Annotated in this window: 16 protein-coding genes; 6 read left to right on the plus strand and 10 right to left on the minus strand. The window is 60.3% G+C overall.

Features of this window, described 5'->3' with window-relative positions:
• Positions 1 to 11: 11 nt before the first annotated feature.
• Genes ASAC_RS06995 through ASAC_RS07010 form a run of 4 tightly spaced genes read right to left on the minus strand, consistent with a single transcriptional unit; the run spans position 12 to position 3,860 of the window.
• Positions 12 to 983, minus strand: a complete 972-nt coding sequence (locus tag ASAC_RS06995) for an ABC transporter ATP-binding protein (protein WP_013267298.1) — start codon at positions 981 to 983, stop codon at positions 12 to 14.
• Entirely contained in the window at positions 980 to 1,969 is a 990-nt protein-coding gene (locus ASAC_RS07000; protein ID WP_013267299.1) for an ABC transporter ATP-binding protein, read from the minus strand. The genes ASAC_RS06995 and ASAC_RS07000 overlap by 4 nt, the downstream gene beginning before the upstream one ends.
• Positions 1,970 to 1,972: 3 nt before the next feature.
• Positions 1,973 to 2,860, minus strand: coding sequence for an ABC transporter permease (locus tag ASAC_RS07005; protein WP_013267300.1), 888 nt, complete (start codon positions 2,858 to 2,860; stop codon positions 1,973 to 1,975).
• Positions 2,861 to 2,867: 7 nt separating this feature from the next.
• Entirely contained in the window at positions 2,868 to 3,860 is a 993-nt protein-coding gene (locus ASAC_RS07010; protein ID WP_013267301.1) for an ABC transporter permease, read from the minus strand.
• Positions 3,861 to 4,020: 160 nt separating this feature from the next.
• On the opposite strand from ASAC_RS07010, the gene ASAC_RS07890 reads away from it, so the two are divergent.
• The 5 genes from ASAC_RS07890 to ASAC_RS07035 all read left to right on the plus strand — a co-directional run bounded on the left by ASAC_RS07890 (position 4,021) and on the right by ASAC_RS07035 (position 10,549).
• The gene (locus ASAC_RS07890; protein WP_173072227.1) at positions 4,021 to 6,195 is read left to right on the plus strand and encodes an ABC transporter substrate-binding protein; all 2,175 of its coding nucleotides are present in this window, start codon (positions 4,021 to 4,023) and stop codon (positions 6,193 to 6,195) included.
• Between the two features lie 113 nt (positions 6,196 to 6,308).
• Positions 6,309 to 7,430: a GH12 family glycosyl hydrolase domain-containing protein gene (locus ASAC_RS07020; protein ID WP_013267303.1), complete on the plus strand. Its 1,122-nt coding sequence runs from the start codon at positions 6,309 to 6,311 to the stop codon at positions 7,428 to 7,430.
• A gap of 259 nt (positions 7,431 to 7,689) precedes the next feature.
• On the plus strand, positions 7,690 to 8,934 hold the full coding sequence (locus ASAC_RS07025) for a phosphoglycerate kinase (RefSeq protein WP_013267304.1): 1,245 nt from the start codon (positions 7,690 to 7,692) through the stop codon (positions 8,932 to 8,934).
• Entirely contained in the window at positions 8,931 to 9,356 is a 426-nt protein-coding gene (locus ASAC_RS07030; protein WP_013267305.1) for a universal stress protein, read from the plus strand. The genes ASAC_RS07025 and ASAC_RS07030 overlap by 4 nt, the downstream gene beginning before the upstream one ends.
• A gap of 59 nt (positions 9,357 to 9,415) precedes the next feature.
• The gene (locus tag ASAC_RS07035) at positions 9,416 to 10,549 is read left to right on the plus strand and encodes an MFS transporter (RefSeq protein WP_148217209.1); all 1,134 of its coding nucleotides are present in this window, start codon (positions 9,416 to 9,418) and stop codon (positions 10,547 to 10,549) included.
• A 50-nt stretch (positions 10,550 to 10,599) separates the two neighbouring features.
• On the opposite strand, the gene bgaS is transcribed toward ASAC_RS07035, so the two are convergent.
• The 6 genes from bgaS to ASAC_RS07065 form a co-directional block, all read right to left on the minus strand.
• Positions 10,600 to 12,072: a beta-galactosidase BgaS gene (gene bgaS, locus ASAC_RS07040; RefSeq protein ID WP_013267307.1), complete on the minus strand. Its 1,473-nt coding sequence runs from the start codon at positions 12,070 to 12,072 to the stop codon at positions 10,600 to 10,602.
• Positions 12,073 to 12,116: 44 nt separating this feature from the next.
• A complete protein-coding gene (locus ASAC_RS07045; protein ID WP_238523606.1) occupies positions 12,117 to 12,935 on the minus strand; it encodes a prenyltransferase in 819 nt (272 codons plus the stop codon).
• Between the two features lie 64 nt (positions 12,936 to 12,999).
• Positions 13,000 to 14,424, minus strand: a complete 1,425-nt coding sequence (locus ASAC_RS07050) for a UbiD family decarboxylase (RefSeq protein WP_013267309.1) — start codon at positions 14,422 to 14,424, stop codon at positions 13,000 to 13,002.
• Positions 14,421 to 15,110: an ABC transporter ATP-binding protein gene (locus tag ASAC_RS07055; protein WP_158303801.1), complete on the minus strand. Its 690-nt coding sequence runs from the start codon at positions 15,108 to 15,110 to the stop codon at positions 14,421 to 14,423. Before ASAC_RS07055 ends, ASAC_RS07050 begins: the two co-directional genes overlap by 4 nt.
• Positions 15,098 to 15,838, minus strand: a complete 741-nt coding sequence (locus tag ASAC_RS07060) for an ABC transporter permease (protein WP_013267311.1) — start codon at positions 15,836 to 15,838, stop codon at positions 15,098 to 15,100. The genes ASAC_RS07055 and ASAC_RS07060 overlap by 13 nt, the downstream gene beginning before the upstream one ends.
• 1 nt (position 15,839) lies before the next feature.
• Positions 15,840 to 16,847, minus strand: a complete 1,008-nt coding sequence (locus tag ASAC_RS07065; RefSeq protein WP_013267312.1) for an ABC transporter substrate-binding protein — start codon at positions 16,845 to 16,847, stop codon at positions 15,840 to 15,842.
• A gap of 185 nt (positions 16,848 to 17,032) precedes the next feature.
• Between ASAC_RS07065 and ASAC_RS07070 the strand changes: the two genes are divergently transcribed.
• Positions 17,033 to 18,496 (plus strand): complex I 51 kDa subunit family protein, encoded by a 1,464-nt coding sequence (locus ASAC_RS07070; RefSeq protein ID WP_013267313.1) that lies wholly within the window; start codon positions 17,033 to 17,035, stop codon positions 18,494 to 18,496.
• Positions 18,497 to 18,498 lie beyond the last annotated feature (2 nt).

An 18,498-nucleotide genomic window follows, 5' to 3' on the forward strand; every position in this document is an offset into this window, starting at 1 on the left:
TATCGGACCCCTCAGTGGGCCGACTTCAGGGCCTCCAGCGCGTAATGGCATGAGGCCCAGTGGCCCGGCTCAACCTCCTTCAGCGTGGGCTTGTTGGACCTGCAGTAATCCCTTGCGATTGGACACCTGTCGGCGAAGACGCAGCCCTTTATGTAGCCGGTCTTGAACTCTATGGTTGTCGTGGTTATGCGGTCCCTCCACTTGGAGGTAACGCGGGGTATGGACTTCATAAGCAGCTGGGTGTAGGGGTGGGCAGGCCTGCTGTAGACGCTGTCGACGTCGCCATACTCCATGATCTCGCCCTTGTAGAGCACCAATATCCTGTCTGCTATGTAAGACGCCAGGCCAAGGTCGTGGGTCACGAAGAGCACGGACACCCCGGCCTCTGTCTTGAGCTTGTAGAGCAGGTTGAGCACGTTGGCCCTTAGTGAGGCGTCTATCATTGAGACTATCTCGTCGGCCAGGAGCACCCTGGGCTTTATCAGGAGGGCCCTGGCTATCATTATCCTCTGCAGCTGTCCGCCGCTCAGCTGGTGCGGGTACTTGCCCAGGGTCTCGTCGGGGTCCAGGCCAACGAACTCCAGGGACTCCCTTATGGCTTTCATCCTCTCGGCCTCGGATGCCGAGGGCATGTAAGTCTTTGCAGCCATGTAGAGGGGCCTCTCAACCCTGTAGAACGGGTTGAAGGAGGAGTAGGGGTCCTGAAGCACGGCCTGAACCTCCTTCCAGTACTCCCTGCTGTCCCACCTCTCCAGCGGCCTGCCGCGGTACAGTATGGTGCCTGAGGTGGGCCTCTCAACCTTCATCAGTATCTTGAGCAGCGTGCTCTTCCCGCTGCCGCTCTCGCCCACAATTGAGAGCACCTCGCCCTCCCTCACGTTGAATGATACGTTGTTAAGCGCGTAGATCCTCGTTGTCCTGAAGAAGCCCGTGCTGAAGACCTTGGTGAGGCCCTTAACCTCGTAAAGCCCCTCGCCGTTCACTGAGCCTCACCTCCTCCGGCGTAGAGCCAGCACGTCACAGCCCTCCTTCCTCCGTCTAAGTGAACTGTGGGCGGGGCCTGGCGGGAGCATATGTCCTTTGCCATCGGGCACCTGGGGTGGAACCTGCAGCCGCTGGGAGGTGATATCAGGGATGGCGGCTCCCCCCTGAGCCCCTCGACGCGCTTCTTAGCTATCCTGACCCCCGGCTCGGGTATGTTTGATATGAGGACCTTGGTGTAGGGGTGCCTGGGGTTTGTCATAACGTCCTCCGCAGGGCCCATCTCCACTATCTGACCGGCGTACATGACCGCTATGTCTGTCGATATCTCATTCACCAGGGCTATGTCGTGAGTTATGAACACCATGGACTTTATGGAGCCCTCGCTGACCAGGTCCTGCAGGTACTGTATTACCAGCCTCTGCACCACCACGTCAAGCGCGCTGGTCGGCTCATCCGCTATAAGGACCTCAGGGTCCAGGAGGGTGCTTATTAGGATAGTCACCCTCTGCCTCATGCCGCCGCTGAGCTCTATGGCGTACCTGTCAAAGACCCACGGGGGAAGGCCGAGCTTCAGGGCCCTCTCCCTCGCCAGCTTCACCCTGTACGCGAACTCGTCAGGTGGAACTTCATGGGATATCAGCAGGTCCCTCACTATATCCCTTATCTTGCTTGTCGGGTTCAGGGCGTTCATGGCGTACTGGGGAATTATGGATATGCCTGCGGCCCTCACCTTCCTAAGCTCCTCGGGGTGCATCTTAAAGATGTTCACGCCCTTGAACAGGACCTCGCCCGAGACCACCTTAAGCGGGGGCCTCATGGTGTTTGACAGGACGCTTCCAAGCGTGCTCTTCCCGCTGCCGCTCTCGCCCACGACTCCCAGGACCTGCCCCTGCTCCAAGTCAAAGGAGACGCCGTCCACGGCCTTGACCTCGCCGGCCGACGTGAAGTAGTACGCCTTGAGGTCCCTTACCTCGAGCAGCTTCAACCCTCATGCACCCCTCAGCCTTGGGTTAAACACCCTGTCCATGCCTATTGCTATTGCCGTGAGCGAGGTTGCCACGAGAATTATTACTACCACTGGCGGCATCCACCACCACCACCAATTGTAAACTAGGGCTCCCCAGCCCCAGGCGTAGCCTATCATGAGGCCAAGGGTTATGGTGTTCCCGGGGCCAAGCCCTATGGCGTCGAGCCCCACGTCTGCCATGAGCGCCCCGTTGAGCGTCATCACGAGCATTATAGCTATGTAGGGGAGCATCTGAGGCATTATCTCCGTGAGGGCTATGGACAGCCCGCCCATGCCGTTGAGCCTGGCGACGGTGACGTAGTCCCTGCTCCTCATGTTCAGGGCAAAGCTCCTGTAGGCCCTCGCCCCCCAGGGCCACGAGAACGCGCCTATTATTACGGCCTCGAGCTGAAGGCCTGGATGGTGAACTATGGAGGCTATCAGCAGGAGTATGGTAAAGGTGGGTATGACTAGGAACGTGTTGGTAAGGAAGTTGAGCACGGCGTCAGGTATGCCCCCCATGAAGCCGGCTATGATGCCTATGGCCAGGCCTATGAGAGTGGCCAGGACGGCCGCCACTGTAGCGACGAACAGCGTGTGCTGCGTGCCGAAGAGGAGCTGGGAGAAGACGTCCTGCCCGAAGCCCGTAGTGCCTAACAAGTACTTAGCCGACGGGGGGCTGTTCAGTGGCCCCACAGGGGCCAGGTAGTCCTTGTAGGGGGCTATCACGCCGGCCAGGAGGGCGGGGACTACTACTATAAGGAGAACTATCACACCCCCCAGGAAGAACCTCTCCCTCAGGAGGGACCAGAGCAGGGAGTTCCTGATGCTCTGGACCTCAACCTTAGGCCTTGGGATTCTCCTGCTCAAGGCATCATCACTCCCCTACCTCGGCCACCCTGACCCTGGGGTCAAGCACGCTGTAGAGTATGTCAACAATGTAGTTAGCTAGCAGCACCACGGTCGCTATAACGACGAAGACCCCGGCCACTGTGAGGTAGTCGTTGTCTGTGGCAGCTATGCCCATTATGTAGCCCATGCCAGGGTAGCCAAATATGAACTCGAGCACGTAGGAGCCGCCCACCACGGTTCCGAGGCTGAGCGCCAGGCCAGTTATCTGAGGCAGGAAGGCGTTCTTCATGGCGTACCTCGACAGTATCGAGGGGCGGATCCCCAGGGCCTCGCCGTAGTTCATGTAGTCGCTTCCCTTCTCGTTAATTATGAGCTGCCTCATGCCGAGGACCCAGCCGCCTAGCGAGACTATGGTTACAGAGGCGAAAGGCAGTATCCAGTGCCTGAAGAATATCGGAAGGTAGGACCAGGTGAGCCTGGGTATCGCTGAAAACGTGTACCCAGTGGCAGGGAGCCAGTGGAGGTCCACCGCAAACACAAGTATGAGCAGGAGGCCAAGCACGAAGAACGGTATATTGTTTATAGCCACAAAGGCTATCATCGAGGCCTTGTCAGTTATGGTGCCCGTCTTCCTGTAGCCTATCTGGGCCCCCAGTATGTTGCCAATGACCCAGGCCACCACCGTGGAAGGTATTATTAATATAAGGTCATAGGGCAGCGCCTCAGCTATAACCTTGTTGACAGTGGCTGGGAAGAACGCTATCGAGGGCCCGAGGTTCCCGTGGAGCAGGTCCTCCCAGAAGTGGACGTACTGCAGCCACAGCGGCTCGTTGGCGCCGAAGAGCCCCTCTATGTAGTTGACCATCTCCTTATACTCCTGTGGCGATATCATGGAGGAGCCCTGGGTCAGCGACCTGACCATCTGCGAGACCGTGATCTCAACGGCGTTGTAGGGCAGGAGGCGAGGGACGATCCACGCCACCGTCACCGCCACGAACCACGTAAGCAGGTAATACAATCCCTTATACAGTACGTGCTTTACGAACGGCGAAAGCCTAAACATCTTCACGCCTCGTATATTAGGTGTAACTGACTGCGTGGTTTTAAGTATACCTTTAACAAAGTTAAACATGCACTTAAATCTGTGCACAATGTTCTATACCTACATGAGTGAGAGAGTGAAAGGCAGGTCTTTAGGATTTCTTGGCATAGCAGTTATAGCGGTCTTCATAATAGCCATGGCAGGGTACCTCGCCCCAGCTGTAAACTTTAGCCCTGTCAGGGCCCAGACTACGACCTCGCTGATTTCGCTGCCTCCGGATCAGACGGTGTACGCGGGCGGCGTAAGCTGGAGCCCAATAACCACGCTCAACCCGTTCTCCACGGCAAACGTGATAGACGCGCTGGAGCTGGGCATAGTGTACTTGCCGCTGTTCCTCTGGTCCCCCGTGACGCTGCAGTACTACCCGGCCCTAGGCGAGAACTTCACGGTAACGTCAGTTACGGTGCCCGCCTCCATGGTCTATGGGCCTAACGCCACGGGCACTGTGGAGAGGGCCGCGCTTCTCGTGTGGATATGGCCTAACGCCACCTGGCAGGACGGCCAGCCTGTGACGGCGGACGACGTTGCCTTCACGTACTACCTAGGCAAGTACTACCCCTCGCTTGCATGGGGCTGGCTGTGGTCCCCAGGGCCTGGGGCGCTGCTGAACGTCACGCCAGTTAACAATAAGGAGGTCGAGTTCATATTCAACAGCTCACCCTCGTCGCCGCCGTGGGGCAACATACTTGCGATACTTACAAGCCCGTCGTACCCGGTGCTCCCGCTTCACGAGTTCTACCCGAGCCTCAGCGACTTCTTCGCCAACGCCTCTAAGTGGAGCCCAATAACTTGGAACCCCAACACGTCACAGGTGATAGGCGACGGCCCATATGAGATATACGCCTACACCCCAAGCGAGGTAGTCTTCAAGAAGTGGAGCGGCTGGTGGGGCTGGAACATATGGAACGTGCCTGACAACGGCGCATACGCTCCAACATACCTGGCGGACGTAGTGATAACCTCAAATCCACAGGCCATATCAATGTTTGAGAGCGGGGAGATGACGTGGGGCGGCTACTTCCTGACCAACGTGTGGCAGCTCAGGACCAACGGTATATACACCTACCTGAGCCACGCTCCATGGAACCTGCAGGAGGGCCCGTGGGTGACGCTCCTCATAAATGAGATGTACCCGCCGTACAACATAACCCTCGTGAGGAGGGCAATAGCATATGCCATAAACACTGAGCAGCTGGCCCAGGTAGGGGAGAACGGGCAGGAGGAGCCAGCTAACATAAGCAACGGATTCGGCTTCTTCGCGCCATACAACATCTACAGCAAGGCGTGGGGCAGGTACATAAACATGAGCATAGTACAGAAGTACGGCTGGACCTTCAACTTAACCGAGGCCAAGCTCCTCATGGACGAGGTGGCTAAGGAGTACGGCTGGCACATGAACTCGCAGGGCTACTGGGTGACGCCGCAGGGATGGGTTGTTAACGCCACAATAATAGTGCCCTACGGCTGGACCGACTGGATGACGGACGCCCAGCTCATAGCCCAGAACCTGTCTAAGATAGGGATTGACGCCTCAACGGTGTTCCCATCATACAGCCAGTGGTACAGCGATGTGGCGGAGGGCGAGTACTCGATGTCACTGATGTGGTCATGGTCGGGCGTAATACCCAACACCTGGTTTGAGTACTTCCTCTGGACCACGGGCACAGCGCCAGTCGGCAGCTGGGCGTGGGCTGACATGGAGAGGTTCAACAACACGGCCGCGTGGCAGGCCTACAACGACATGAGGGAGATATACACAATAAACCCAGACAACATGAGCGCCCTCATGCCGCTCTACGACAACCTGCTAACCATACTGTTAAACTACACGCCCGTCATACCGCTGTTAACTAACGGTATATGGTACGAGTACTCAACCACGTACTGGCAGGGATGGCCCAACGAGACCACGGGCTACCTCTTCCCGCCAGCCCCATGGGACAACCCAGGCAACGCCTACGTGTTAGTGCACCTGTACCCCAAGGGGGTCACAATTACGACCACCACCTCAACAACCACAACACCTACCACAACGACAACCACGTCTACCACCACGACCACCACCTCAACAACCACAACCACCAGTACTACATCAACTACATCTACTACGTCAACAACCACAACACCTACAACTACTTCAACGCCCGTGCCCAGCAAGAAGCCTTCATACACAGGGCTCTACATAGGCATCGCTGTAGTAGTAATAATAATTGTGATAGTGGCGGCCGTTCTGGCCCTTAGGAGAAGATGAAAGGGCTCCTAAGGGTGAACTAATTGCCTAAACGCATTTTTGTTTTTCTTGCCGTGATAGTCGTGCCTTTAGTTCTTGTCGGCTTCCTAAGTTCGCAGTGTTCAGCAGGGCCAGTGGCAAGGGGCCAAGGGATAGGTGGATGGGATAACATACAGCTGGTGCCAGCGACTAATGCAACTCAGCTTCAGGCAGTTCCATGCATAGCAGTATCGCAGGCCCCTGGCGGCCCGTACGCTCAGCTCAACCTCACGTTGCCTTCAGAGGTAAGCGCTGTGATTATGACAGACGTCTGGAACACCAGAAGCGGAGGCGGGGATGTCACAGTAAGGGCCTGCAGGACGCACGTCTCAGCTTACGTAAACGTCAGCAGTGCCACCGCGTCAGACATTTATGACACCGTCATGGGCTACCCTGAGATCATGTACGGCTACAAGCCCTGGGGGCAGACGGTCACAGGGGAGTCCCCCTACCTGCAGCTGCCACAAATGGTGGGCCGCCTGCCCCCCATACTGGCCTACCTTAACTACACCCTTAACTTCACTAACGGCAGGGGCGACTTCTCCTTCGACATCTGGGTCACCAGGAGCTATGAGCCATCCTCAGTCACATCAGGGGACCTAGAGGTCATGGTGTGGTTCTACCACACCCCCGGCTTCAACCCCATGGGTTACCCCGCTCCCAACGCGACATTCTACGTGCCGACCTTCATAAATGGAACTCCTGTGAACGCGACGTGGCAGGCCTACGTGGCCAGGAGCATACCGTGGACATACATAGCGATGGTCCTCAGCCCTCCGGTGAGCAGCGGCTCCATAGAGGTTCCGCTGACCCAGCTGCTCGGCGACGCGGGCCAGCTCTACGATAGGCTGTGGAACTACAGCTTTAACGACATGTACCTCAACGACATCGAGCTAGGAATGGAGTACACCTCGCTGAAGTGGCCCCCTGTGGACGTCAGCGTAACCGCGTGGTACAGGCTCTACTCCTTTGGGTTCCTAGTGCCGCTGGAGGCCACAACCACTGTAACGAAGGTAGTGACCCAGACGGCTTCACCTATGGCATTAACTAGCACCACAACCACAACAACTATTATGACATCTATCATCACCAGCTCAGTCAAGGCAACGTCTGCAGGGCGTCAGGAGGCCAACTCCATTTACTTAGCTGCGGCCGCAGCCATAGTAGGCATATTGATTGGCTTTTATTTAGGCAGCAGGCGCAGGGCAGGGCATTAATAGAGGTTATTAGATTTCTTTCTGTATTCATTAATGTTTAATAATATGTATTCATAAGTTATAACAAACATATTAAAAGTTCAGAATAGGTTAGTAAGACTGGTGATAAAATGAGCAGGAGGTCCCAGGGGGACTCCAGGAAGGAGGACTCAAGGGACAGGTGGCTCAGGTACGTGACTCTGGCCATGATGTCAGCGCCATAGTTTAAACGGGCGGCGACCTCAGGCCTTTAACTTCCTCCCCTTTTAAGGAACTCTGGGTGTCGCTGCTGATCCAGCTTGGCGACCAGCTGATACCTACCCTTGACGACCTGAGGCCCAGGAACTCCAAGGTGCTGGTCAGGGTCGACTTTAACTCCCCGGTTAACGACTCGGGCATGCTTATGGACGACTCAAGGATAAGGGCCCACCTCCAGACGGTAAGGGAGCTCGTAGACGAGGGGAACAGCGTCGTCCTCATGTCGCACCAGGGCAGGCCGGGCGGGAGAGACTTCGTGAGCCTCTCACAGCACGCCAAGGTCCTCTCGAGGTACCTGGGGGTTGAGGTGAAGTTCATAGAGGACGTCATGGGCCCCTACGCGAGGCAGTCCATAAGGTCGCTGGGGCAGGGGGAGGTGGCCATGCTTGAGAACGTCAGGTTCGCCTCTGAGGAGCTGGTCGAGTCGCCCCCGAGGCAGCAGGCCAACACGTTCCTGGTCAGGTACCTCTCGCCCCTCTTCAACTACTACGTTAACGACGCCTTCGCCACGGCCCACAGGAGCCAGCCCAGTGTGGTGGGCTTCCCCCTGGTGCTGCCGTCAGCCGCGGGGAGGCTCATGGAGAGCGAGGTCAGGGCGCTGGCAAAGGTGCTCGACAGGTCCCTGGGGCCAAAGGTCTTCGTGCTGGGAGGCGCTAAGGTGGCCGACACCCTCAAGGTCATAGAGAACCTGGTGAGGAACAGGCTGGCAGACAGGATACTCACGGGAGGGCTGGTGGGCGAGCTGTTCGCCGTGGCCAAGGGCGTAATGCTGAGCATACAGAGCATGGAGGCCCTCGAGAGGTCGGGGGCCCTGGCGCTTCTCCCCAGGGCAAGGAGGATATTAATGAGCGGGGCCCCCATAGAGGTGCCCATGGACTACAGGGTGATGGCCGGCGGCGAGGTGAGGGAGGAACCCTTGGGCAGGGTGAGCGGGCTGATAATGGACATAGGCAGCGGCACGGTCGAGGTCTACTCATCAATGATTGAGGACGCGGGCCTCACAGTGATAAGGGGGCCCATGGGCGTCGTCGAGCTCCCCCAGTTCAGGGAGGGCACAATGGCCGTCCTCAGGGCCGCCATGGAGGGCAAGGGGTACACGGTAATCGGAGGGGGCCACGTGGCCGCCCTCAGCGGCCTTGAACCTGGCGCCAGCAACTCCAGGGTCCACGTCTCCACCGGGGCCGCGGCGTTCCTGGCATTCCTCTCCGGCGAGGGCCTGCCAGCCCTTGAGGCCCTGTCGCAGTCAGCTAAGGGGGTGAGAGCTTGAGCGAACAGGGAAGCGGCGAGCCGAGCTACACGGTCAGCTTCTGGCTTAAGGAGCTCCTGGTGCCTGTCGACGGCTCAGGCTCGAGCATGAAGGCCCTCGACCTGGCCATAGACTTTGCGATGAGGTACGGCTCCAGGATAACAGTCCTCTTCGTGTGCCCCGACGCCTCAAGGGTCGAGTCCGTGAGGAAGCAGGTTGAGGAGAAGGCCTCGGGCAGGGCGGAGATAACGTTTAAGGCAGTAAGTTATGACCCCTCCACGTCAAGCGTCGCCAACGAGATACTGAAGGCCATAGCTGAGGGCTCATACGACGCTGTAATAATGGGGGCCCGGGGGACCAGCATAAATGGCGACATAAACGTCGGCTCGGTGGCAATGGCCGTGGCGGCCCACGCGCCGGTCACCGTGATACTCGTCAGGTGACGCGACATAATGAGGTAAACTAATATATCTAGAACTCACACATCCCTGTGGGCTCCTGGTTGAGCTCAAGGTCAGCCCTTGTCGGGGTCCTAGTGCCCTTCATGCTCTCGGCTTACGCCGTCTTCTCGATCTCGCTGGCGGTCAGCCAGCTCTCGGAGTACCTCTCGGAGCCGCCGTCCCTGGTCCTCGTCGCGGTGCTGCTGAGCTTCATAGGAGGCGCAGCGGGGGGCGTCATGATTGGCTACGTGGCTGACAGGCTCGGGAGGAGGCCGGCCATAATGATATCGTCCATCCTCTTCGGGGCCTCGGTGCTGATGGCGTCGTTCATGAGGGCCCTCTGGGAGCTCTACGCCCTGTGGTTCCTGGTCGGCGTTGGGGTGAACTCGCTGAACGGGGTCTCCTACGCCGTTGTGGTTGAGGTCCTCAGGTCCTCCAAGGGGGTCTTCGGGGGGTTCATGCAGGGCCTCTACTTCGTTGGATTCCTGCTTGACGTCGTCACTTTTGCCCTGGTCAGGTACTGGAGGCCTTACTTCCTCACAGTCGGCGCCGTAAGCCTTGTGGCCTCGCTCGCCGCCTCGCTGCTGGTCCCTGAGACCGCCAGGAGGTGGGCCAGGCCGGCCTCAAGCATGGCCAGGATGGGCAGGGGGCTCGCAGTCGTAACTGTTGGCCTCACTGCCATAGTCGCCGGGGCCTTCATGTTCTCCGTGCCCCTGCTCTCGGTGACCCCATCCTTCCTGCCCAGCATGGGGCTGGGCCAGGGGCTGCTCATGGGCCTCTCGCTCCTGGGGCTGGCTAGCTTCACGCTGGCGGGGTACCTGTCAGACAGGTATGGGAGGCTGCCCGTCCAGGCCGCGTTCGCCGCCATGGGCCTCGCCTCCTCGGCGCTCCTCATACCTGCCTACCGCGGCCTCCTCGGGGCCCTGGCCCTGGCCCTCATGTTCTTCTTCACCGGCTACTTCGGCTACGCCGGAGTGTGGGCAGGCGAGACTTACCCGGCCGAGTACAGGGCCACGGCGACCAACGTGGTGTTCGTGGTGGGCAGAATAATGGGAGGGCTCTCGGCAGTCGTGGCGGCCTCCCTCTTCCCCGCGTCGCTGAGGGTCGGCACGGCGCTCACGTGTATCATAGCCAACGTTATAGCCCTGGCGGGCTCAGGGGTCTACCTTTACGGCAGAAGGCTTGAGGGCAAGTGAAGGCTGTGGTGGGCGGCATCACCAGGCGCTGGGCTGCTGCCCGGGGCCCGTCACCTGTGCCCCGGGCTCAGGCCCCTGAGCGGGGGCACTGAGTTCAGGTGCTCTATCTCGTCCGTTATCGCCCTGCTTTTGGCTATCTCCCTGTATATGAATGCCGAGGGCCTCCAGTGGAGCCTCTTGGTCGAGTAGTCAACCATGAGGAGCCCGAACCTCTTGCTGAAGCCCGAGGCCCACTCGTAGTTGTCCGCCAGGGACCAGTGCAGGTAGCCAATCACGTTGACGCCGTCCTGCAGGGCCCTGTGCACCTGGTACACGTGGGAGACGAGGTAGTAGGGCCTCTGGTAGTCGCCCTCGTCAGCTATGCCGTTCTCAGTTACGAGCAGCGGCAGGTGGTACCGGTCCCAGTACTCCTTCAGCACATTATAGAGGCCCTCAGGGTAGAACTCCCAGCCGAAGTCGCTGCACGGCCTCCCGGCCGGGCTCACGCCGTTGGGCTCGCAGCCGTGGCCGTAGCCGGGCACTATTTCATATCCGCTTCCCCTTGCCCTCACGACCTGCCTAGTGTAGTAATTAACTCCTATCCAGTCAAGCCTTCCTTTAAGGTCATCCCTCGTGGAGCCCCCGAGCTGCCCCCTTACCACGGCGTCAAAGAACGCCCACCTGTTGTCAAACTTAGCCCTCTCAGCGGCCTCCCTGTCGGCGTCGGTGAGCGGCGTGAAGTCGGAGTTGGCGTAGATGACCCCAACGGGCTTCTTGGTGATTGCCTTCACCGCGTCATAAGCCCTGGCGTGGGCCTGCACCAGGTTCTTCATGGCCCTCCCAGCGCACTCGAGGCACAGGTAGCCGGGCGGGAAGCCGGACTTGACGGCAGCGTAGCCGAGCCCCCAGACAACGTTTGGCTCATTCATGGTTGAGTACATGTAGACCAGGTCGTCAAGCTTCCAGGCTACGTAGGCCGAGAACTTGGCGAACTCTATGACGGTCCTCACGTCAAGCCAGCCCGAGGGTGCCGAGAGGTTCCCTCTCCTTATCGCTATGGGGTCGTGGAGCCAGAGGGGCAGGGGCCAGTGGTAGAGGTTCAGTATGAACGTTATCCCCCTTGACCTGAGGTCGCTGAACATCTCCCTGTAGTGGTTAATGGCGTCCCTGTTGGCCATCTTGTCCAGCTGCTCCAGCGCGCCCTCGCTTACATAGACTGACAGCACGTCGTCACCCTTGACCTCGGCGTCCACCTTGACGTCGAAGGTAGGCCTTGGGAATATCCTGCTCCACTCGACCCCTATCCTGGCGGCTGTAAGCCCCATCGCCTGGGCGGCGTCGTGGAACTTCCTGTAGTTGCCCCAGTAGCCGGGGCCGTTCTCAGGGAAGTCCCCGCTCACGAGGCCGGCGGCTATGTTCTCGCGGTCGTGGACCCAGGCGTACCAGTCGCTGTTCGGGTCCTCGCTGCCTGGGGTCCCCATCTCGGACTGGAAGCCCGCCTGGGACCAGCCGAACAGGAAGTCCTTTGGGAAGGTAACTGCCAATTACATCGCCGCTCAGCAGGTGGTCCCGCTAAAATTTAAAGGCTTCAGGGGTGGGACGACAGGGCTATTGCAATGGAGTAGGCCGTGGCCAGGAGGACGGTGACGTAGAACCTGTACCTGTTGGCCTTCAACAGGGGCTCGCTCCTGACGCCTAACACCGTCAGCACGGCCGGCACCGCGGCGGGGGCCACTGCCAGGGTGAGCAGCCCCCAGGGCCAGAGCAGGGCCGCCGGGAGCAGCAGGGACGTCAGCACCATGGCAGCGTAAAGCCAGGACGCAGCTGCCTTGCCTACCCTGACGGGCAGGGTCCTCACCCCATGGGCCTTGTCCCACTCGTAGTCCCTTATGTTGTCAGCCAGCACCACAGAGGAGGTTATGAAGGCCATTGGCAGCGAGAGGACGGCCTCCCTGAGGGAGAGCGCGCCGGATACGGTGTAGGCGGCGCCCACTATCATTAGGACTGCTGTCACGAAGACGTCAAGCTCGCCCAGCCCCATGTACTTAAGCCCTACTGGGCCGCTGTAACAGAAAAGCAGGAAGGCGCCCACGGCCAGGAAGAGGGGCAGCAGCGGCCTGTTGAAGGCCAGGGTAGCGATGGCCACGAGGGCGGAGCCGAAGGCGAAGAGCGATGCCCCGAAGGCCTTGAGTCTCCCCAGGTCTATGCCAAGGCCGTAGAAGCTGTGCGGCCTCATCATTACGCCCGGGGCCCCGGGGGCGTCCACGCCCCTGACAGTGTCAAAATAATCGTTCAGCACGTTCTCAGCCGCCTGGAACGAGACGACCCCTAAGGCCACCATTGCCGTGAGCGCTATGGACATTGGCCTGAAGCCGCAGAAGTAGCTCATAGCTATCACGCCGCCCACCACTGCCCTGGTGAGGCTGTTGAGGAGCGACCATGGCCTGGTCGCGGTAAAGTACTTCCTCAGGCTACAGGCCGTACTCGGCCCACCTCCTGTTCACAAGCTCCACGGTGTCCCTGTCGGGCTCCAGCTCCTCCGGGGGCTCCCCTCCAGTCTCGTCCTTCAGCTTCCTGGTGGCGTCAACTATCAGCTTGCTGCCCACCCTCCTCCTCGGCAGGTAGGAGACGTCGAGCTCGTCGGCAGGGGCCTGGGGCACTACTATGACGTCCCTCGAGGGGTCCACGAAGCTTGAGACCGCCCAGGTTACCTGCCCCAGGTCGTGCGGGTTCACGTCGCTGTCAACCACAATTATTATCTTTGTGAGCGACATCTGGCCGGTGCCCAGGAGGCCCATGGCGACCCTCACGGCCTCGCCTGGGAACCTCTTCCTTATTGACACTACGGCCAGCCCCTGGACCCACCCCTCCGCCGGGAACGAGACGTCAACCACCTCTGGGAAGAGGTACCTGATCAGGGGCAGGAAGGTCCTCTCCACCACCTTGGCTATCACGGAGTCCTCCATGGGTGGCCTTCCCACGACCGTGCCGTAGTAGATGGGGTCGGGCCTCGCGTAGGCCCTCTCAAGCTTGAAGGTCGGGAACTGCCTGTCGGGCCTGTCGTAGAACCCGACGTGGTCCCCGAAGGGCCCCTCCGGCCTCAGGTCCTCCAGGTCTATGTAGCCCTCAAGCACGACCTCGGCGTGGGCGGGCACCCTTATGCCGTTGGGGAGCTGGTGCACCTCGACGCCCTCCCCCCTCAGCGAGCCGGCCACTAGGTACTTGTCAAGTGGGTATGGCGCGGGCATCACTCCGGCCAGCAGCGTGCCCGGGTCAGCGCCTATCACTAGGGCCGCCGGCATCCTGCCCTCGCCCCTCTCCCTCGCCCTGGCCTCCTCAGCGTAGCCCCTCTTGTAGGTCTGCCAGTGGACCACGGCCTCCCTCTCATTTACTATCATGACCCTGTAGACGCCGAAGTTGGTCGACTCGCCCAGCTCGCCGGACTCCCTGTGCACGAGCAGCGCGTAGGTGAGGTACCTGCCCCCGTCCTTGGGCCACGTCTTAAAGGCCGGGAGGTCTGTAAGCCTCAGGTCCGGCCTCTCCTCGAAGTCGGGCCTCCCCTGCCTCGGCAGATATGAGGCCGCCCTGAGCAGGGAGGTCACGTTGCCCCTGATTACGTCAGCCGGGGACGGCATCCTGGACCCGAGCTCGTCAAGGCTGCTGACGCCGAGGCCAAGCTTCACCGCGTCCTCGCAGCAGAATATGTTGCCCGCGACCCTCCACCCTGGGCTCCCCTCGACGTCCTCAAAGAGCACCGCGGGCCCCCCTGACCTCATGAGCCTCCTCAGGATCTCGGGTATCTCAAGCACTGGGGAGACCCTGGCCTTAACCCTCCTCAGCATCCCCCTGGACTCGAGGAGGTCCAGGTACTGCCTCAGGTCCCTCAGGGCCATCATGACCACCCCGCGGCCTTCCTTATCAGCTCAGCCCTCCCGCTTGGCGGGACCTTCCTTAGGTCCTCGTGGGCTACCACCCTGCCTGGCCTTCCAGCTATAGCAGTGACCACGTCGGCCACCTGGGCCGTCTCCTCGATCTGGTGGCTCACGATTATAATTGTCTTCCCCTCGCGCGCCAGCGACCTGACTATGTCGTTGAGCGACCTGACGGCCTCCAGGTCGAGGCCCGTGTAGGGCTCGTCGAGGAGGAGCACGTCAGGGTCTGTGATCAGGGACCTGGCTATAGCCACCTTCCTCCTGGTGCCGCCGCTGAGCTCCCTGGGGTATGAGCCCAGGAACCTGGTTATGCCGAGCCTCTCAGCTATCTTAACTGCCTCCTCCCTGGCCCTCTCCATGGGCATGCCGGCGACCTCCAGGGGCAGCGTTATGTTTCTCAGCGCTGACCTCCACGGCAGGAGTGAGTCGCCCTGGGGAACCAGCGAGACCCTTCCCTCCACCTTGACGAGGCCCTCGTCAGGCCTTATTATGCCAGCTATTATCCTGAGCAGCGTGGTCTTGCCGACACCGTTTGGCCCGACCACGGCGTGGACCTCGCCCGCCCTGGCCTCAAGGCTGACCCGCTGCAGGACTGCGACCCTACCGAAGGCCTTTGACACGTCCCTGACCAGCGCTGTCACTCCATCCACTTCATGGCCCACCTCTCTATGGGCCTCAGGGCGCCCAGGTCAATGATAACCATGACGAGCACCAGCAGCAGGGACCAGGCCTCGAAGGCGGCGTACTGGTGGAGCTCGAAGAAGAGGTAGAGCCCGTACCCTATGCCCCCGGCCGTGCCGAAGGCCTCGGCCACGGGGGACACTATGAGGGCCACGCCCAGGGCTGACCTGGAGCCTGAGGCGAAGTAGGGGACGGAGGCCGGTAGGTCTATGTAGGCGAGCCTCCTGAGCCCCCTGAGCCCCAGGGCGGCCGCCAGGTCCCCGAACCTTGCCCTTGAGGCGTTGAGGCCCTCTATAAGCGAGGTCTCAAGGGGAGGGAACGCCGAGAGGCCGCTGACCAGTATGGGCACGAGCCTGCTTGAGAAACCGAGCAGTATGAGCAGGGCCAGGCTCCAGGCCACTGGGGTGACGCTGTGTAGTATCTCCCTGACGGTCTCAACCGTTGACTCGCCAAGGTCGCCGAGCTCGTAGACGGCCACCCCGGCGACGGCCATGGCAGAGGCCACGGCATACCCCCCTATGGCGTCAATAAGTGTTACCGCGGTGCTCCACGCGGCCTCGGCTGGGTGGGCTGCAAGGTACCTGATGGCGGGCGCGGGGCCAGGTATGAGGCCTGAGGAGAGCTCGGAGGAGAGCTGCCAGACCGCTATCACCAGGGCGACGCCTAGCAGGTAGCCGGCAGCCCTTCTGGCGGTCATGTCAGCTGAGCCCCAGGTCGCTGCACGTTAATATCCTTGAGGTGTTGGGCATCGCTGTGAAGAAGCCTGACCTGACCAGGTACTGCCACTCGGACACCAGCTCCTGGTACTCCTGCTGGTTTATGCAGACAGACGTTGGGGTGTCGTTGGTGGAGGCCCACACCAGCTGGGACACGTTGCCGGGCACGCCGTAGAGCTTCTCAAGGGCGAGGGCCGCCAGGCTCTCGTTGTGGTCCCAGGCCTCGGCCGACTCAGCGTGCAGGGTGAGCACGTTGACCAGCAGGTGCCTGTTGCTGACAAGCTTTGACGTGGCCACCCAGACGAGGAAAGGAGCCGTCTCCTGCCCGGTCAGGTTGTGCCACATCTCCTGGTAGGTGGCTATGACCCTCATGTGGTAGAGCTCCACCGCCTCGGCCAGCATGGGCTGCCATATGACGCCCGCCTGGGCCGAGCCTGTGAGCACGGCGTCTATGACGTTCCCTGGGGCGGCGTTTATGACGTGGACCACGTCGGGGCCCGTCAGGTTAGGCGACACGGTTAGGTTGTAGAGCTCCTTCATCATTATCACGAAGAGGTAGTAGGTGCCCGTGCCCACGGGTATGGCGACTGTCTTGCCTGCCAGCTGGGCCGGCGAAGTTATGTTCGAGCCCGCGGGCACAACTATTCCCTGGAATAGCGGGAAGTCGACGGCGACCACGTAGGTGTTGTTGCTCTGCAGCAGGGCCAGCCCGGCCAGGTCAGCTGGCAGTATGGCTATGTCAACCTCGCCCCTGAGCAGGGCGTCGAAGAGCGAGGGCGTGAGCGAGTAAATCACGTAGTTAACCTTGACGGGGACGTTTGATATCGACGGGTCAACCCTGTAGGCGTCGAAGGAGGAGACGCCAACCGATATGCTCCCGACGCTCACCGAGCTGCTGCCATGGCTGACCACGAGGGCCACCGAGGCCCCTATGACAATAACTATGATAATGACCGCGGCCACCAGCAGCGCAGGCCTCGTGATAACCACCAAAGGGTGGTGTGCAGGCCTTAAATTTAAACTTAACCTGTTAGAGTTAAAATTTCTAGAGGTTATAATTAAAACACCATTAAAATCGCTGATTGAAACCCCTCAAACCCTTAGCTGGGATAGCATATGGCAAAAAGGCTTAACAATATTAAGTTAGATCACCTCACACAGAGCCGGAGTGAAGGTTGCCCGCAAAGGTCATTCTAAGGCCTGAGGTCGACTCCTTCTACTCCTTCTACAAGGTTGCCGTGGGCGAGGAGCACTGCAGGGGTCTGGCGTGTTACGCGGCCAGGTCCCTCAACCCTGAGGCCTGGAAGAAGGCTGTGGCACAGCAGCCGCCCACCTACTGCCTCGGCAAGTGCTACGCCGGGCCCTCAAGCACTCTGACCCGCGACCTTCCAAGGGTTGAGGTCAGGTCCAGGAAGGCCATAGTGCTCAGGCACATAGTGGACGGGCCGGTCAGGTCGCTGCAGCAGTACCTTCAGCTCGGCGGCATGAGGGGCCTGGAGAGGGCCCTCTCCATGCCCCAGGCCGAGGTCATTGATGAGGTAAAGAGGTCCCAGCTCAGGGGCAGGGGAGGCGCTTACTTCCCAACGGGCCTCAAGTGGGAGTCAGCCATGAGGCAGGCGGCGCCAACCAAGTACGTCGTCGTCAACGGGGACGAGGGGGACGCGGGGGCCTACGTGGACAGGTTCCTCATGGAGTGGGACCCTTACCTTGTTATTGAGGGCGCGCTGATAGCTGCCTATGCAATAGGCGCAGGCAAGGTTTACTTCTACATAAGGAGGGAGTACCCGGGCGCTGTGGCTGCGGTGAGGAGGGCAGTAGAGGAGGTCAGGGAGGCCGGCTACATAGGAAGCAAGGCCAGCAGGGGGCCTAACGTTGAACTTGAGGTCCACGTGGGCAGGGGCTCCTACGTTGTGGGCGAGGAGACCGCTATGATAAACGCCATAATGGGCAGGAGGCCCGAGCCCACCCCGAGGCCTCCTTACCCAACCGAGAGGGGGCTATTCGGCATGCCGACAGTTGTGAACAACGTGGAGACGCTCTCCAGCGTCCCCTGGATAATAGAGAACGGAGGCGATGCCTACGCGGAGCTGGGCTTCAGCAGGAGCAGGGGGACCAAGGTGCTTAGCCTGAGCTCAACGTTCTCGAGGCCTGGCCTCTACGAGGTCGAGTTCGGCGTCAGCCTCAGGGAGGTGGTCTACGACATGGGAGGGGGGGTGAGGTTCGGGAAGCTGAAGTTCCTGGTGGTTGGGGGACCCCTCGCGGGGCCTGTGCTCCCCTCAGAGCTTGACGTGAAGCTCGGCGTGGAGGAGCTGAGGGCCATAGGGGCCAGCCTGGGCCACGGCAACGTCATAGCTTTCAGCGACGACACCAGTATGCTTGAGGCGCTTCACGAGATCGTTCACTTCGCCTCCTTCGAGTCGTGCGGCAAGTGCTTCCCGTGCAGGCTCGGCACGGCCAGGGCTGACGAGATATTGGAGGAGGCCCTCAGCAGGGGATACCTGACTCCCGCTGAGGCGGACGAGCTGAAGTCAATAGCCACGGCAATGAGAGCTGCCAGCCTCTGCGGCCACGGCCAGGCCACGGGCGACGCCATACTCTCGTTCCTGGCGAAGGGGGCGGACGAAATGGTCAGGGGGTGAGC

The sequence above is a fragment of the Acidilobus saccharovorans 345-15 genome (genome assembly GCF_000144915.1).
Taxonomy (GTDB): Archaea; Thermoproteota; Thermoprotei_A; order Sulfolobales; family Acidilobaceae; genus Acidilobus; species Acidilobus saccharovorans.